The organism is Bdellovibrionales bacterium, from assembly GCA_018266295.1.
GTDB lineage: Bacteria > Bdellovibrionota > Bdellovibrionia > Bdellovibrionales > Bdellovibrionaceae > JACMRP01.
This window is the reverse complement of the sequence record JAFEAQ010000019.1, coordinates 390,183-406,734: the sequence shown is the minus strand read 5'-3', so window position 1 is coordinate 406,734 and position 16,552 is coordinate 390,183. Positions and strand designations below refer to the sequence as shown.

Annotated in this window: 18 protein-coding genes; 3 read left to right on the top strand and 15 right to left on the bottom strand. The window is 49.2% G+C overall.

All coding sequences use genetic code 11. The features are described 5' to 3' along the window. Positions 1-53: 53 nt before the first annotated feature. From JSU04_19225 to JSU04_19165, 13 genes are all read right to left on the bottom strand, one after another. Positions 54-1,301 (bottom strand): FAD-dependent oxidoreductase, encoded by a 1,248-nt coding sequence (locus JSU04_19225; GenBank protein MBS1972446.1) that lies wholly within the window; start codon positions 1,299-1,301, stop codon positions 54-56. Positions 1,302-1,339: 38 nt separating this feature from the next. Next, a complete protein-coding gene (locus tag JSU04_19220; protein ID MBS1972445.1) occupies positions 1,340-2,890 on the bottom strand; it encodes a hypothetical protein in 1,551 nt (516 codons plus the stop codon). After that, positions 2,883-3,476, bottom strand: coding sequence for a hypothetical protein (locus JSU04_19215; protein ID MBS1972444.1), 594 nt, complete (start codon positions 3,474-3,476; stop codon positions 2,883-2,885). The genes JSU04_19220 and JSU04_19215 overlap by 8 nt, the downstream gene beginning before the upstream one ends. 162 nt (positions 3,477-3,638) lie before the next feature. After that, positions 3,639-3,839 carry a hypothetical protein gene (locus tag JSU04_19210; GenBank protein MBS1972443.1) on the bottom strand — a complete coding sequence of 67 codons (201 nt, stop codon included), beginning with the start codon at positions 3,837-3,839 and terminating at the stop codon, positions 3,639-3,641. A gap of 4 nt (positions 3,840-3,843) precedes the next feature. Continuing rightward, complete coding sequence (locus tag JSU04_19205) at positions 3,844-4,275, bottom strand: hypothetical protein (GenBank protein MBS1972442.1); 432 nt, start codon at positions 4,273-4,275, stop codon at positions 3,844-3,846. A 128-nt stretch (positions 4,276-4,403) separates the two neighbouring features. Continuing rightward, positions 4,404-5,636 carry an imidazolonepropionase gene (locus JSU04_19200; GenBank protein MBS1972441.1) on the bottom strand — a complete coding sequence of 411 codons (1,233 nt, stop codon included), beginning with the start codon at positions 5,634-5,636 and terminating at the stop codon, positions 4,404-4,406. 38 nt (positions 5,637-5,674) lie between these two features. Continuing rightward, positions 5,675-6,754, bottom strand: a complete 1,080-nt coding sequence (locus JSU04_19195; GenBank protein ID MBS1972440.1) for a universal stress protein — start codon at positions 6,752-6,754, stop codon at positions 5,675-5,677. Between the two features lie 14 nt (positions 6,755-6,768). Then, positions 6,769-7,236, bottom strand: a complete 468-nt coding sequence (locus JSU04_19190) for an Hsp20/alpha crystallin family protein (GenBank protein ID MBS1972439.1) — start codon at positions 7,234-7,236, stop codon at positions 6,769-6,771. 403 nt (positions 7,237-7,639) lie between these two features. Beyond that, positions 7,640-8,362, bottom strand: coding sequence for an ABC transporter ATP-binding protein (locus JSU04_19185; GenBank protein MBS1972438.1), 723 nt, complete (start codon positions 8,360-8,362; stop codon positions 7,640-7,642). Further along, positions 8,349-10,187 carry a branched-chain amino acid ABC transporter ATP-binding protein/permease gene (locus JSU04_19180; protein MBS1972437.1) on the bottom strand — a complete coding sequence of 613 codons (1,839 nt, stop codon included), beginning with the start codon at positions 10,185-10,187 and terminating at the stop codon, positions 8,349-8,351. The genes JSU04_19185 and JSU04_19180 overlap by 14 nt, the downstream gene beginning before the upstream one ends. 2 nt (positions 10,188-10,189) lie before the next feature. After that, on the bottom strand, positions 10,190-11,086 hold the full coding sequence (locus tag JSU04_19175; GenBank protein MBS1972436.1) for a branched-chain amino acid ABC transporter permease: 897 nt from the start codon (positions 11,084-11,086) through the stop codon (positions 10,190-10,192). A 6-nt stretch (positions 11,087-11,092) separates the two neighbouring features. Continuing rightward, positions 11,093-12,247: an ABC transporter substrate-binding protein gene (locus JSU04_19170; GenBank protein MBS1972435.1), complete on the bottom strand. Its 1,155-nt coding sequence runs from the start codon at positions 12,245-12,247 to the stop codon at positions 11,093-11,095. A 143-nt stretch (positions 12,248-12,390) separates the two neighbouring features. Continuing rightward, positions 12,391-13,014, bottom strand: a complete 624-nt coding sequence (locus JSU04_19165) for an AgmX/PglI C-terminal domain-containing protein (GenBank protein ID MBS1972434.1) — start codon at positions 13,012-13,014, stop codon at positions 12,391-12,393. Between the two features lie 323 nt (positions 13,015-13,337). Here JSU04_19165 and JSU04_19160 point away from each other — a divergent pair, with 323 nt between their 5' ends. Beyond that, on the top strand, positions 13,338-13,655 hold the full coding sequence (locus JSU04_19160; protein ID MBS1972433.1) for a hypothetical protein: 318 nt from the start codon (positions 13,338-13,340) through the stop codon (positions 13,653-13,655). A 237-nt stretch (positions 13,656-13,892) separates the two neighbouring features. Continuing rightward, the gene (locus JSU04_19155; GenBank protein ID MBS1972432.1) at positions 13,893-14,354 is read left to right on the top strand and encodes a hypothetical protein; all 462 of its coding nucleotides are present in this window, start codon (positions 13,893-13,895) and stop codon (positions 14,352-14,354) included. A 22-nt stretch (positions 14,355-14,376) separates the two neighbouring features. Here the strand turns inward: JSU04_19155 and JSU04_19150 are convergent, their stop codons facing one another. Continuing rightward, positions 14,377-15,207 (bottom strand): LysR family transcriptional regulator, encoded by an 831-nt coding sequence (locus JSU04_19150; protein ID MBS1972431.1) that lies wholly within the window; start codon positions 15,205-15,207, stop codon positions 14,377-14,379. 89 nt (positions 15,208-15,296) lie between these two features. Between JSU04_19150 and JSU04_19145 the strand changes: the two genes are divergently transcribed. Then, entirely contained in the window at positions 15,297-15,581 is a 285-nt protein-coding gene (locus JSU04_19145; protein ID MBS1972430.1) for a hypothetical protein, read from the top strand. 106 nt (positions 15,582-15,687) lie between these two features. Here the strand turns inward: JSU04_19145 and gpmA are convergent, their stop codons facing one another. Then, positions 15,688-16,434: a 2,3-diphosphoglycerate-dependent phosphoglycerate mutase gene (gene gpmA, locus JSU04_19140; GenBank protein ID MBS1972429.1), complete on the bottom strand. Its 747-nt coding sequence runs from the start codon at positions 16,432-16,434 to the stop codon at positions 15,688-15,690. Positions 16,435-16,552 lie beyond the last annotated feature (118 nt).

Sequence of the window (16,552 nt, the reverse complement as noted above, 5' to 3'; positions counted from 1 at the left end):
CAATGCAACTCAATGTTTACAAACAAGAATATGTATATATCTAGACTTAAACCTTAAAACCGGTTCGGATTCAACACACCCATATCAACGAACGGCGTTTTATTTTCAACCACATCCGCAACGAGTAAGCCCGTGCCCGATCCACTTTGCAGGCCGAGCATTTGATGCCCTACTGCCAGCACAAGGTTATTGATCCGGTCATGACGGCCGATCAATGGCACACCGTCTGGCGTGCATGGACGAAGTCCCGCCCAGAGCTCTTGCACTTGCAACTCTTCCGGCAGATGCAGGAATTCACGGGCGCCACGCTTGATGTTTTCAACGCGCTTTTGGGTGATAGAGAAATCCTGATCGACGAGCTCCAAAGTCCCGGCAATGCGCAACGTGTTTTGGCGAGGCGTGATCGCGATCTTTTTTTCAACCAGCATCATCGGATACTGCGGTTGCTTTTCAAGTTTCGGAACGATCATCGCATAACCCTTGCCACCCAAAATCGGCACGCGAAGGCGCAGCATCTTTGCCATGCTCTTCGACCAGCTGCCGGTGGCGACGATGACTTGCTTTGCATGGATCTCGCCTGCCGAAGTTAGAACTTTTTCGATCTTGCCGTTATTCACAACCATGTCGTGAAGTTCGGTGTTTTCTAAAATCTCACCACCGTGGCTGCGGATTTCTTGCGCCATCGCTTGCACAACCAAGAAAGGCTCCGCCATCGCTTCGTGCGAGAAGTATACGCCACCCAAGAGCGGCGCCTTCAAGGCCGGCTCCATCGCTTGAATGTCATCGCTATTTAAAACTTTTCCCGGCACGCCGAGGTTTTTCACATAATTGAGTTCTTCGACGGCAGAAGCCACACCAGCTTCCGTACGGCTGACCATCAAGAGGCCTTTTTGTTCAAAGCGGATCTCGGGATATTTCTGCCCGAGCTTCTGGTATTCTTCGAGGCTCTTTTGCGACAACACCACCAAGCACTCCACCGCGCGGCGGGCTTGTGTTTCGTTCATGGCTTTAAGAAAGCTCATCATCCACGAAGCCAAGTCCCACGAGAAAGAGGGCTTAATATACAGCGGACTTTGCGGGTCCATCAGCCATTTCATAGATTTTAAAAGCATGCCCGGCATCGGCAGAGGCATCGCAAAACACGGAGTCATCCAGCCTGCGTTTCCGTAAGAACAACCTTTGCCGACGGTGCCTTTATCGATGACACAAACCTTTGCGCCACGACGAGAGAGCTCCGCACCAATAGAGCTGCCGATGATGCCAGCTCCGACAATCAAGATATCCACTTGTTTTATTTGCATGACTTTATTTGATGAAGTTTCCGGCGGAAAAACAAGGCCTATTTCATAACAATGCATTTCCAGTTTACCGCCGTCATCGTGCAGGCACTGGTATTATTATTACAACCCACCCGGATGGTGATGCTACCCGCGGTTGCAAAGGCACTCCATTGGACTTTAGAATTTGGATCTGCGCTCGGTGAACACTGGACCAAGTCCCCGGCGTTCACATTCGCCGCCGTAATCGCCGTGCAGTTGGCCGTTTGATTTGCCGTCACCGAAGTTCCACAACTTAAACTAGAAGCTGTGAAGTAAAGATCCGGAATATCCACAACCCAGTTTGTGCCATCATATACAGCCGTCACAAAGCTGCCAGAGACCAAGTCTCCTGCCGACACGGCCACACCACGACGTTTGCTGAAAAGACTCTTTGCGCCGGTGCCATCGACGTTCAATGTCGCCGCTCCAGTGTTGGTTGTATGAAACTTAAAGCTGACCATGGTGCCCGCAACCGGTCCTGTGGCAATGCCCACTGTGTTCGTCAGAACATACGCGGTCCCACTCCCCGTGGTTGCCAGAGCCACTCGCGAAGAGGCCTGGCGTGCGACCCCGGTCAAATTTCCAGTGACGTTGCCAGTGAGGTTCGCACTCAGAGTTCCTGTCACCGTCAGTGTGCCGCCGATCGTAGCATTATTAGTGACTGCTAAAGCAGTGCCTGCTCCTGTTAAAGCCACGGAGGTAATATCGGTGTTGGCACCTTTTGCAGCCGCATTCAAATTCCCCCGAGCAGTGGCTGCATCGGCAAGATCTGAAAGATTATTCGCTGATTGTGCAAACGCAGTTGCTGTCATTGTCGCCGAAGTTCCAAGGCCGCTGACATCCGCCGTTGTCAGTGTCACAGCCCCTGTACGGCCTGCCACACTCGTCACCGGCGCACTGGCCGGAGTTCCCCAAGTCCCATCACCTTTCAAATACTGAGTGGCAACACCGGAAGTATTCACGGTGGCAAGTGAGCCCAAGCCCAAAGCCGCTCTTGCAGCCGCCGCCGTCGTTGCTCCCGTACCCCCATTGGCTAAGGCCACGGTGCCGGTCACATTACCTGCCGTCGTTGCTGTCGTCGCCGTTGTTGCATTCGTCGCATTGGTGGCATTGGTGGCTGTCACCGCAGTGAGTGCCGAATTCGCAGCATTCGCATACATCGCCATGGGTGAAGAGACGATATCAATCCCCGCGAACGTGGCATCATCCGCGCCGCCAAAGCCGTCTTTCAAGATATCAACCACCACATCAAAGGTGAAAGTATCTGTGTTCGCCGTATGTGAAAACACCGACGGGCTCAACGCCGCTGTTAAAGAGTCACAATTCGCATTGCCAGATAACACCACATTGAAAACACCATTCACCACCGGCACTGACGAAGAAGATGTCTGGCACCAAACCTCTGTCGTTCCGCGCTTCACAATAAAGCGCATCGGAAAACCAGCTGTATCATTCAAAGCCGTCGTACCTTGTTTCAGATAACCTTGTACCACTGCGCGATTATTAAAATACTGCGCTGATGCAGACTGAGCGGCGAAAATAAAAGTTAAAAGAAAAAAGAATTTACTCATGCACAACTCCCATTACGAAGCCCGTATCCATGGTATAGCCCGTATTTCCCGTCGACGTGGTTTTCTTAGCTGCGATATTCGTCATAACGACGGTGCCATTGGTGGTTTGCTTACCAGCTGCAACAACCTCAAAACCCGTGTTGGGATAGCGCGGATGTCCGTAGCCCAAGGTTTTCGTGGCCGTCATTGCCGCCACTGACACAGTCAATGGCGAGCGAATCGCCTTGCCGTCTTTGTCATAGGCCGTGATCGTGATCGCCGCCGCCACTCCAGGCGACATACACGCCGTAAAAGAAAAACTGCCTCCCGAAAAACTCGAAGTCGCATCCACACCCGTCATCACAAGATTAAAAACTTTTTCAGGATTGTAGCCGCCGGAGAAGACGACCTCCATCGTGTTCCCCGTGCAAGTCCCGGTCGCAGCATCGGCAAAGATCGCCTGAGTCACCAGGTACGGTGGCATCAACTCTTCTTTCTGACCATTGAGCGTGTAAGTGATGCTCACCCAATACGGCACGATCTGCGCCAGCAGATCTTCAGGATGAGGATTTTTCCCCGTCCCGGCTCCGCACCCAGCCATCATCATAGACATTGAAAAAAGACAAACAAACCGACGCCAAAACATATAAACTTTTATCGGCCGGAAAAGATTTCTTAACAGGCCGGGAGTGCAAATTTGAGAAACTCCAAATCCTACGTCGGGGAATTTCTACGACGAAGAGCCGGGTCTTTGTTCGATTTTTTATAACTAATTAGATTTGTCAGGAAGATCGCTGCCGATCTCTTTGAGAATATCATCCCATTTTTTAATAAGAACTCCCGGAGAGTCCGGGTCGCGACGCACGAGTTCCTTCGTGATCAAGGCCGCCACCGCCACAGCGATGACGAGGAGTAAAACGTACTCCACCACCACTTGACCGCGTCTGTTTGTCAGGGATTTTGTTTTCATTGAATTAAGCTTCGTGCTGAAGCTCAGAGACCGCTTTGAGAGAAGGTTTCCAATTTTGAATCGCTAAACCGATGGTTTCAACCAAAAGATCGAGATGATTGTCTTCCAAAGGGCCTCGAAGGCCCACAACCACATCTTCATTCCACTTTTCTAAAGCCAGTGGATGAGCCGTTTGATTTTGACTTTCAAAAGACATGAGGAAGCTTTCTTCAGAAGGATAAACCATCACAAGGATATTTGCGCCGGTGGCCTTTGAAATCTCTTTAGCGCGCGCCACTTCGTTATTCAGCTTCTGTTGGATCATGAAGTAGATCTTCAATGCCAAAGATTCGTGGAATTGAGCAAAATAGATACGAATCGGTCCGTCGAAGATGGCTGAATTGAAAGCCGGGTTAAAAAACTTCGACTGCATCAAAGTAGAATAAGACGACTTCATGATTATTTTTCCCCTCTAGAAATATCTTTCAATTTCTAAGACTAGGAATACTTGGTTCCCTTTTTCAAACCTTTTTTAAGAATCTTAAATTTTAGGAATCAATGCGTTATTTAGTTCTGTTAAGAATTCTAAAAGATCTTGTTTCCACTCTGGTAGACCAAGGTCGGGGAACGCTCGCCGATGGAGTAAAACAACTGCCGCCAGTCAGAATCGATGCACATAAAATCAGCACTCTTGCCAAGCTCCAAAGAACCGACCTCAGATTGCAGATTGAGCGCATAAGCGCCGCCCACCGTGTAGGCCGCGATCACTTCAGGCAGAGTCATCTTCATTTCTAAGCGCGCCAGCAGCCCCACCAGGTTCACATCCTGCGTGGGAGAGGTCCCCGGGTTGAAGTCCGTCGCCAAGGCCACGCGCGCACCGCTATCAATCAACTCACGCGCCGGTGGATATTTACATCTCATATATAAGTCTGCCGCCGGCAACAAAACACAAGTCACCTGTGACTTGGCAAGTTTCTGAATCTGCGCATTCCCAATCTGAATCAAGTGATCGCCCGACAGAGCTCCCAACTCCACACCAAGATCAGCTCCACCACTGAGAGTGAGCTGATCGGCGTGCATGAGAACTTGAAAACCCAAGGATTGAGCTGCTTTTAAAAACTCGCGGGAGTCGTCTTTATCGAAGAAACCGTTTTCGACATAGATATCGACGCGATTTGAAAGCTTCTGCTTTTTCACCTGAGGCAGAACTTTTTCTTTCAAAAAATCCAGATAAGCCTTGTAAGAGTCAAACTCGGGAGGTTTTGCGTGCGCGCCCAAGAAGGTCGTCACAATCCGCGGGCCTGCAAGCGACTTTGCCACCTTTAAAACTTTCAATTCGTTTTTTTCATCCAACGCATAGCCTGACTTGATTTCAAGAGTCGTCACACCTTGACCGGCAAAGATATCCGCGCGCTTTTGCGAAAGCACTTTCATCTGCGCTACGGGCATTGCACGGGTTTGCTTCATCGTTGAAAGAATGCCGCCGCCTTTTTTTGCGATTTCTTGATAGCTCACACCATTATTGCGAAGCTCAAACTCAGCCGCACGGCTGCCGGCAAAAACCAAATGAGTATGACACTCGACAAGGCCCGGTAAAACGGTCCTGCCTTTTGCGGAAATTTCTTTAAGTTTCTTCTTGGCTAAATCTTTAGGAATTTTCTTGTGAGGACCGATCCAGGCGATACGGCCCTTCTCAATATACATCGCTTGCTGTTGCGCAATTCCCAGATCAGACTCGGTGACCTTGCGGCCTTCCTTTGCCATCGCTGGGGCTAGGGTCAATAACTCGCTGATATTTGTCACAAGTAGATTTGCCATAGGTTTTTTGTAGCCCCATGGCAAAACCCTGGCAACTCTTAAATCTCAAAATCCCGCGAGTCCGTCAGTTTGTTGGCAAAGCCTAAATCCACAGAAGGCTCCCGGTTCACCGAAGTGCTTTCCTCGGCTTCGATCGGTGCGCCCTCTTTTTCTTTTTCAATAAGCGCATTGCGTGGGAAGACCAGCACAGGGCACGGAGCCGCGCGCACGACGTTACGGGCGATACTGCCGAGGAGCGCGACCTTAATCGGCCCACTCTGCCCTTCCATGATGATGAGATCGGAACCTGTGGTCGTCGCTTGACGGCAAATCAGATCGTCGACTTGCTCACCGACGGTTTCGATGAGAATTTCGCATAGCACGCCTTCAGACTTCGCCCAATCGGCCCAGTTCTGCGCACGCTTCTTTTGATGATCCGCTTGAATGCGCAAGAAGTCTTCGAGCGAAACCATTTCACCTTCAACACCGTAAAGCGAAGGATAGTACCCCGAATCCATCACGATACGCGCCGGCATCGGCACTGCATGATAAATCGTGACAGACGCGTTCATTTGTTTTGCCGCTGACACTGTTCTGCGAAAAACTTCCCGCGCATAATCGCCGAACTCCGTCGGAAAAAGAATTTTACTAAACTGCGGCTCCATTTTAATCCCGGCCCCGATCACCAAGACAGGCACTGAGGAGTGAACCAGCAAGGTCTCAGCAAAACTTCCTAAGAAGAACCGATCAAGGCCTTTTCGCCCGTGACTGCTGACAATAATCATATCGGCGTGTTGCTTACTAGCGTAATCCAGCAGTGTTTCAACCGCCGCCGCCGTTGAAGCCAAAGGTTCCACCAGAATCTTCGGAGTCAGAATGTGCGGAAAGCCGGTCGTGAGCAGCACCTCTTCGAGGTGCACGCGCAGGTTTTGTTGAAACTCGCGCATCCATTCGGTGCTGTAATCCACCGGCCAGTTCATTTCTGTCGAGCCCAGCACAAACACCGGCTCGATTTGCGCGTAAGTCTTATTCTGGAAGACCCCCAGGACCCTTGCTGCTTTCTCCTGAAGGTCTTCTTTTTCTTCAAAAGCATCAATGGACCAGATTATTTTTTTCATTTTAAATCGATCGTTCAACATAGGTCTCTCCGTTGTTATATAACTTTGATTTCTTGAAACTCCGTGAGATGCAGTTTTGGCAGCAGTACCCTAAGGACGCCGTCATCAAAATGAGCTGTGATCTTGTTGGTATCGATATTGTCTGGAATGGTGAAGCTTCGTTGAAACTTCCCGTGTGCGCGCTCGTAGTAACTTTCATTGTCGGCATGGGTGGCGCGTCGGCGTTCGCCGGAGATTCGCAATTGACTGCCACTCAAGTCAATACGGACCTCGTTGCTTTTCAAGCCAGGAATATCCACTGTGATCAGAAACATCGTTTCTGATTCTTCAACATCGACATCGGGGATAAAGGCGCTCAGAGCTTCGTTCTCATGCTCAGCGAGTTCTCGTTGATGATCGAAGTAGGCTTTTTCAAAGCGATTAAAAAAATCATCAAAGCGTGCCAGGATTTTGTGACTGCCCGAACTGCTACGCCCGGAGCGAATCGTGGGCATGTATCTCATAAGAACCCCCAAGCAAAAGCACAGCTTTTAACACTGTTATTCTACGGGTGACTTATGACTAAGAATGGGAGGAATTAAGAAGATATTGCGAAAAAAAACACGGCCCTGACGAAACAACATACAACTTCAACATCCGTATACCACTGAAACCGTATCCAACTTCCGCTTGAACATCTACTCTGCTGACAGGGCCGTAACCTAAAACAACACCAAGGAGACAGTCACAGTATGCCTGTCTCTTCCGAATGAAACTAGCGAAAAAACACAACGCGAACGTTACTCTTATTCATGTTAAGAAACTTTGTTATCGAACGAAGTGCGATAATGTGATTGTAGCAAATAGGAGACGATTTCTGTCACTTGTAGGTGCAATAAAGAGGCTGTTGTTTAGAATCTTTAACACTTATTTTGCAACGCCGAGGTACGCGGCCTTCACTTCGGGATTGGTCAGCAGATCTTGCGCGGGTCCCTCGAGGCGTATGAGCCCTTGCTCTAACACGTAACCACGATCAGCAACACTGAGCGCACGATATGCCAGTTGCTCAACGAGCAGGATTGAGACCTCTTTGCGCGCTTTGATTCTTTCGATGACATGAAAGACCTCATCAATAATCACCGGAGCTAATCCCATGGAAGGCTCATCCAGCATCAAAATTCGTGGCTTCAACATCAGCGCCCGGCCAATCGCAAGCATCTGCTGCTCGCCACCGGAAAGAGTTCCCGCAAGTTGCTTTTGGCGCTCTTTGAGTTTTGGAAAGATCGTAAAAATCTCTTCAATTGTTTGTTGGATCTCTTTCATTTTCTCTTTTTTGGTGCGGATGTAAGCGCCCAAAACAAGATTGTCGTAAACAGACTGTTGCGCAAAGACGTGCCGAGCTTCTGGGCAATGCGCAAGCCCCCACTCAACTCTTTTGTGGGGTGGGATTTCTGCAACAGATTTACCAAACAGAGCGACAGTTCCCTCGCGCGGAGTGACAAGTCCAGAGATGGATCTAAGCAGAGAAGTCTTTCCGGCCCCATTGGCCCCAATCAGTGCGACCAATTCTCCGGGCTGAACCCAGAGTGAAACTCCTTTGAGCGCCTGAATGCCGCCGTAGTTTACAATCAGATTTTTAACCTCCAGCATGCTCGGCTCCTTCTTTTCCTAAGTAAGCCTGAATCACGAGGGGATTTTTCTGAACCTCGCGAGGAGAACCCCCGGCGATTTTTTTGCCGAAATCCAGTACGGTGATTTCATCTGAAATCTGCATCATCATCTCCATATGATGTTCAATCAAAAGAACCGCCATGCCTTCTTGTTTCACTTTCATGATCACAGAATTGAACTCCTGGATCTCTTTCGAAGTAAGTCCCGCCGCCGGCTCATCAAGCAACAGTAACTTCGGCCGCAAGGCTAGCGCACGGGCGATCTCAAGCCGTCGGGCCTGCCCATAGGCAAGATTCTTGGCTTTCTCTTCCGCCAAGTGCGCGATGCCGACAAACTCAAGCCATTTGTAAGCTTCCGCTTGATAGCGCAGTTCTTCTTTACGCACCTTCGGAAGCCCCAACAAAATCGCCCAGAGACTGGAGCGATAGTGGTTATGCAAACCAACAAGCACATTTTCAAGCACCGTCAGATCGCCAAAGAGTTGCAAGTTCTGAAATGTGCGAGCCACTCCCAAAAGCGAACGCCGGTGAGGGCTCACCTTGTTCACGCTTTCACCAAAGACCAGCACCTGCCCCTGCGTCGGCGTATAGATGCCAGTGATGAGATTCACAGTCGTCGACTTTCCTGAGCCATTCGGACCCATGAGTCCGTGAATCGTCCCGGGACTGACGACAAGATCGAGCTTATTTACGGCGACGAGTCCGCCGAAGCGCATTTCAAGGGCCGTGAGCTTCAGAGGCTCTTTGCCTTTTTCGGCTTTTTCCTGATTAAAAAGCTGCACGCCTTGGCCGAGCTCTTTGAGTTTTTCGAAATCATAATGAGTGCGAAACCCGGGCCAGCGCTTTTCTAATTTCAAGCGAATGAGACCCGCAATCCCCGCCGGCAAAAAGAAGAGCGCCAGCAAAAGCAATATGCCAAACACCATCAAGCGATAATCTTTAAACCACGTAAAGAGATCCGGTAAAATCACCACGAGGGACATCCCGATAAAGTTCCCCAGCGTTGAGCGAACCCCGCCAAAGATCAACGCCATCAACGCAAGAATCGAAAAATCGAGATTAAATGTATTGGGTGCAATATAGTTATCTAAATGAGTAAAGAGTGCACCGGCAAGCCCTGCGATACTGGCCGATAAAACAAACGCCGCAATTTTGAAATAAAACCGACTCACTCCGCAGCTCTCAGCGGCTATGCTGCTGTACTTAATGGCTTCAAAAGCGCGGCCCCAGAAACTGCGTGCCAGATTGCGCTTAAAGTACATCACTAAAAGCAAACACGGATAGATCAGCCAGATAAAATAATTCCCGCCCAGCGATAAGCCACCGACGGAAAGGTTCGACATCTGAATGCCCTTCGTACCATTCGTCAGCAGTTCTTGCTCATTAATCACTGTATGAATAATGATTCCGTAAGCAATGGTGGTCACAGCAAGATAGGGTCCCGAAGCTTTTAGTGAGGGAAACCCCAGTAAGAAACCGAAAAATCCCGCAGCAACAATAGCCGCCATCATCGAAAGCCAAAAAGGCCATTCATAAAATGTCGTGATCGAGCCGCCTTGATTATCCGCCGCCCGCGCACTCAGAATCGCCATCGTGTAAGCGCCCACGGCAAAAAGGCCCGCGTGACCGATGGAAATATCACCGATGTAACCCGTTACCAAATCCAGCGACACAACCAAGATGGTATAAATAATAATCCGCCCGAGAATGCCATGGACGTAGTACTCGTTATCAACGAAGACCGGTAACAGCAGCGGCAAAAGATACAGAATGCACTTCAACAAGGTCAGCAGCTTCGGATTCATGTCTACACCTTTTTGATGACCTTTCTGCCGAAGAGGCCGCTGGGTTTTACAAGGATCACAAGAATCAGCAAAATGAATCCCGGCAGCTCTTTATAACCACTCGAAATATACCGGGCCGTCAGAAATTCTGAGATTCCCAAAATCAATCCGCCAACGACAAGTCCCTTACCGGATTCAAGACCGCCGATGATCGAAACCGCATACGCCTTGATCCCAATTCCCGTTCCCATCGAAGCCGACACGAAGGTCAGCGGCGCAATCAAAAGACCCGCCATCGTCGCAATGCAGCCACTCATCATAAAAGAGATCCGAACCACTTGGCGCTGGGGAATTCCCATCAGCATCGCGGTCTCTTTGTCCTCGCTGACGGCTTGGATAGCTTTTCCGTAGATCGTGTACTTTTTAAAAGCCTCGATACTAAAAACAATCAGTGTTGCCACCACGACCGTTAGAATTTCCTGAGGATAAATACCCACCCCCGCAAAGCGAAGCGGATCATCTCCCAACGGCGAAGGAAAGCGGTAATCCCCCGTGGACCAGAGCTGCTCAGCGCCGTTACGGATAATAATCCCGAAAGCAAGCGTCGCAAGCACCCAGGTGTATTCTGATTTGAGTTTGAGCGAAGGCTCCACCGCAAAGGAGTGAACGGCAGCTCCGGCAATCACACCGGCAACGAGGACTGCGATGATCGGAACAATGTAAGGTGTTCCAATCAGTGCGCCAGATCTAATATCAACATAGCAGGAAAATCCCACCACGCCGCCTAACATGATAATATTGCCGAGAGAGAAGTTAATCGTTTTTGAAGTTGAGAAGGTCAGATTGTAGCCAAAGGCAATGAGGGCATAGATAATGCCAAACACACTGCCTGTGACTAAGATCTGGAGAATCTCTGTCATAGCGGACTACTTTTTATCCGCTTGAATAACGTTTCCGTCCTTCACCATTCCGAGCATCACGTTGGCCTCTTTAATCGCTTCGTGGTCCGTTGCAGAGAACGGCTTATTGTAAGTGCCTGTGATGCCTTCGTAGGTCCCGTTCAGGTTCTCAAGGGCGTCCTTGATCTTTTTACCGTCGGTACTGCCTGCTTGCGTGATCGCCAACTTTAAGAGATACATAGAGTCATAGCCTTGCGCTGCTGAAACGGCGGAGGTGATTGGCGACTCGTTGAATTTCTTTTTGTAATCTTCAATGAATTTTTTCTGTTTTTCGGTCGTTGCGGCCGCTTCAATAAATGTTTGAGGCATTTTCGTGCCGTCGCCGTTTTTACCGGCATTCGTGATGTAGTTAGACATTGCCAGCGTCCAGCTGCCGATCATCTCAGGCTTCCAGCCGATACGCACCATCGAATTTGACACCGCCGCAAGCTCAGGGCCGATGCCGTAAGCCAAAATCACATCGGCCTTTGCCGCTTTAGCCTCTTGAAGCTGAGCGCTCATATCTGTGTCTTTGATTTTAAACTTTCCGACATACACGGGTTTTACATTGGCTGCGGCAAGGGCATTTTCCATTTTCTCGCGCCCGTTCTGACCGTAGTTCGTGTCATCGCAAAGCAGGGCGGGCCTCTTATAGCCGCGCTTTAAAGCTTCGTTCACGATCACCTTGGATTGGATGTCATCATTCGCAGCGATGCGAAAGACGTAGTTCTCTTTGCCACCGGCGAAGAGTTCATTCACCTTGGCGCCGGCGCTGACATTGATAATCTGAGGCACTTTCTTTTGGTTCGGGTACTGAGTGCTGGCATCGGCAACGCCGGTGTTGATAGGACCAAGCACCGCGACGACGTTTTCTTTATCGAGGAACTCTTGCATGATCTGGCCGCCGCGCTCGTTCTTGGCCTCATCATCGCGGTCCACCATGACGACTTTTTTACCCAGGATGCCGCCGCTGGCGTTGATTTCATCGGTCGCAAGTTGCACGCCATTTCGCATGGACAGTCCCATCGGAGCCGAACCACCCGAGAACGGACCATATACGCCTATTTTAATTTCATCTGATTTTTTAGTGCAGCCAAGCAGAGAGAGTACGACAAGGCTTGAAAGCAAGATTCCTAATTTCATCGAATCCTCCAGAGTTGCTTATTTGCTCTAGAGTTTTCGTGGGGGCCTTCTTAAAGTCAAAGTGCTTCGTAGAACAGAACGGAACCCCTGCAGCTTAACATTGCAAATGGAAAAACCGCAGAAGGTTCCTAGATAGAATCTTCTTACTTGGAATCAGCGATCGTATGACCGCTGCCAGAGTTCTGACTGGTCTTTTGTGACTTATTATTCTTATTGTTGAATTTGAAAGTATACTCGACAACCGATTTTTTAAACTTATCCCCGCGGGCGTCGCTAAAGTCAAAGTTTGCGGCCGCGCGCTTAATGCAATCGCGGATCGCGAGATCACCGATATCGGTTGAAGTGATTTTCGCTTCTTGAACTTTCCCCATCGGAGAAACCATCCAGCGCAAAGTCACATGCGTCCCACGGAAGTTCTTATTATTACGTGTAATGCACGACTTCACCATGCTGGCACCCTCGGCCAGCTCTTTACGAATGGCTTTTTGACGGCGTTGGTTGTCCAAAGCGAGTTTCTCCGCATCCGTCATTGTCTGGTCCGGAGTCAGAAGTGACGGCTCTGCCTGGTTCATTTCGATTTTCATCACCGTGTTGGCTTTGTCGGTATTGGCAACCGGTGCTTTCACCTGGTTGTCCTGAAAGGACGAATCCAGCTCGTCGACTTCGTACGGATGATTCTCGGCCTGAGTCAGTCCAAGATCTAAATCCTCACCGGCGTAGGATGCTAAGGCCGCAAAGAACATCAGAAAATAAAGTGCGAATTTCATGATGACCCCCGTGTGCGTTTAATACCTCCTCAATATAACTGAGAAATCCGGAGCAACAGGTGCGTATTTATGGGAATTTTCGCAGTCGCTGTGGAATCCTCCTAATGCTAGTCAGCCGTTGAACGACTCGACACCCGTCAACGGGAACAACAGGACCCGATCTCACATCGGGACGGGCTCAGAGTCATGTCCGTGAACACAACCCACATTCGACAGTGCTCACTCCCTTTTTGTATTTGGAAGCACGCTGCGCTTATAAAGATATGCTTGCAGGAAAGAGCTTTCCTAGATTTGATATCGGGCAATAACAACGGAGGTTCTCAATGAAAGCTATGTTGGCTTTGGCTCTTACATTCGCAGCGGTTTCTGCTCAGGCAAGATGGTTCATGGACAGTCACTACGGTAAGTTGACTCAACATGGAGCAAGCTACTCTTGTGATTTCACTAACAAGTCCAATAGTCCTTTGGATATGAAGTATGTTGAATTCACTTTCGTGCGCGTTGGCGGTCACGGTGATGCTGATTTCACAGTGACAAACCGTATTGATAAATTGGTTGGCCCTGGCCAGTCTATTTCTACATCTGTACGTCCGAACTTCGCACAGTCTGGCTACGTTTGCCGCTACATCTCTAGAAACTAGTTTTCTGCGAGCCCAAGGTTCATTCATGCCCTGGGCTCTATTCTTCACTGCTCCCTTTTTTTCGAAGTCTATACCCGAGAGCTTCTCGTCATTGGCTTGCTACTTTCTCTAAGGTCCTTGAATATTTTCACCAAAAAATATGAGAGAGTCCCGCGTTCAACACATTGTCTTGTTTACATTCGTTTCAAAGGCTAACTTTCGCCTATGCAAATAATCAATTTTCGAAAGGAACTTTTAATGAAGAACTTCATCGTGTTCACAACAGTCGTTTTATCAGGCTTTTCTGCATTGGCTGGGATTCCTTCAGATTTACAGGACCTCATCCCCTCTGGCAAAAATACCGCTTCACTGTCGGGCAAAACCCAAGACAACAAACCTTGCCAAGTGGAGCTTAGCGCAAGCAATACCAGCTTCAGCGCGGCCCTTTCGGTCTTAAAATCCAATGGCGATTTAGACTCTCGACGCTCAGGTGCATTCCAGATTGGCTTCGGCTATACTCTGCAGAGTATCTCAAGCCAAAATAATATCGTCTCAGCTGTTTCTTTTCATAAGGCAGAAGAACAATACTCAAGCGATGCCCGCACTACTTTGCACGTAGCAAAGAATCAAGGGGCCATTCAAGCTGTTCAAGTTATCGTTGAAGAAAAAGGCTTCTTCAAATTTAAGACTGTCATCAAAGAGACTTGCTCTATCAAATAGACTCGCTGCGGGAGCTGAGTAACTATCTCAGCTCCTTCGCCAAGGCTCGGCTTAAATCCATGCACTTCGTATCCAGCGCACTCATGAACTGCCGGCCTTTATGGATCAGGGCAATTTCGCAGCCGTGCTTAAAACCAGCGGTTGATATTTTTTTGAGCGTATTCTGAATCATAAAATCCGGCACAAGACAGGTCCCCGACAGTGTTTGTGCGAGCTTCAAAGCCAGCGTCCAACTTTCAACTTCAATATGCCGCTTTATTTTCTTATTCTTTGCCGCCAAATACCTGCGAGCCGTCGCCACTTCGGGGCGATCTTCAGTGGTGATCAGCAAATCCGAGAACTCCCCGCTCTTTGAGGCAAAAAGGAATTGGCCTTTGTAAATGACTTCCCTTTCAAGCCGGGAATCATCGACATTGTCGATCACAAGCCCCAGGCGGATTTCATCTTCGTGCAAAAGATGGCGAATGCGTAAAGAGGGACCGACTTTGATTTTTGCTGTCTCAAGCCCCTCGAGAGTTTTCAAAACCGGCGTCAGAAAAGTATCAGCCAAACTTGCCGAGCAGCCGACTTTAATGCTGCCCGAGTCTTGGACTTCCTTAGAAAAGACATTTTCCATTTGCTGAAAAGCGCCCTTGGCATAGCGATAGAAGTTCTCGCCGTTTTTTGTGAGCTGAAAGAGCTTTTTCTCATGAGTGACGAGCGCAAACCCCGCCCAGTCTTCGAGACGCTGGATGGCCTTACTGACCGCGGGCCTAGAAACGTGATTGATCTCCGCCGACCTTGTCAGGCTTTTGCTCTCAACCGCATCAATGAAATACTTTAGATAGGCTAGGTTCAGATTCTCAAGCTTCATAGTAACTATTAGTTACTCATATATCAGTTATAAGTCACTTTATTTATGCCTGTTTTTTAGCTAAGATGGCTTTAAACAAAGGAGAGATCTTGAAAACTGCACTGCTTATGACTTTCATCCTGTTTCCCGCTTTAACGTGGGCCTCTCAGGTTACATATACCAACACTCGTGTGCCGTTTTCATGCAATGACAGCGCCTCATTTGAGATCGCAAAAGACTCTCTGGCGAATTCTTGTAAAGAACAGGGACTGGTACTGACAGGTGCGTCTTCAACAACGTGTGAAGATGCCGGTGGCGACGGCGGCTATGTAGAATATTATGCCGTGACGTACGTGGGAACTTGCGAAACCGCGCAAGCAGCGGCTACTCGATAAGATTGCCGGCTTCCGCCCCGGGGACCCGCCGCAAACACCAGCTCGCCGCAGTTTTCAATGGCGGCAAAGAGTTTGCGCTGTTTTTCCGAGGCGAAGGTGGAAGCCATTACTTGGCTTTCCCTTGGTTGGCGACCGCGTCCATCGCAGCTTTGACTTCTTCTGGATCGCCGACGAACTCTTTTTTGAGAACTTTGAAGTCTTTGTCGAGTTCGTAGACCATCGGAATGCCTGTCGGCATATTGACGCCCATGATCTCATCAGGGGTCATGTTTTCTAAGTGCTGCATCAAGGCTCGGAGAGAGTTTCCGTGGGCCACGATCAGAACTTTTTTGCCGGCTTTGATTTCAGGAGCGATGGTGTTTTTCCAAAGCGGCAAGAAACGAGCAACGGTGTCTTTCAAAGATTCCCCGCTCGGAAGCTCATTTGCTGGAACGCCTTTGTAACGTGGATCGTGTGAAGGATGACGAGGATCGTTTTTATCCATTGGTGGAGGTGGAGTGTCATAGCTACGGCGCCAAATTTTAACCTGCTCTTCGCCGTGTTTTGCGGCAGTCTCAGCCTTGTTTAGCCCTTGCAGAGCGCCATAGTGACGCTCGTTGAGACGCCACTCTTTGTGGACAGGAAGCCACACTTGGTCCACCTGATTAAGGACATAATCAAGAGTGTGAATCGCTCGCTTCAACACGCTGGTGTAAGCAACGTCGAATTTGAAGCCTTTTTCCTTGAGAGCATTGCCGCCTTTTAGTGCTTCAGCTCGACCTTTTTCAGAAAGATCGACGTCTTGCCAGCCCGTAAAGCGGTTTTCTTGATTCCATTGACTCTCGCCGTGGCGAATTAGCACCAGTTTGTACATTCACATCTCCCTTGCGTGGTCCGAAAGTTGAGGGGTCTAAAAGTTTAGGAAAACTTTGCCTCAAAAAGAGCATCTACTTTAGTCTCCCTTCAGGCGTTATACCGGTTCTCCTTTGACT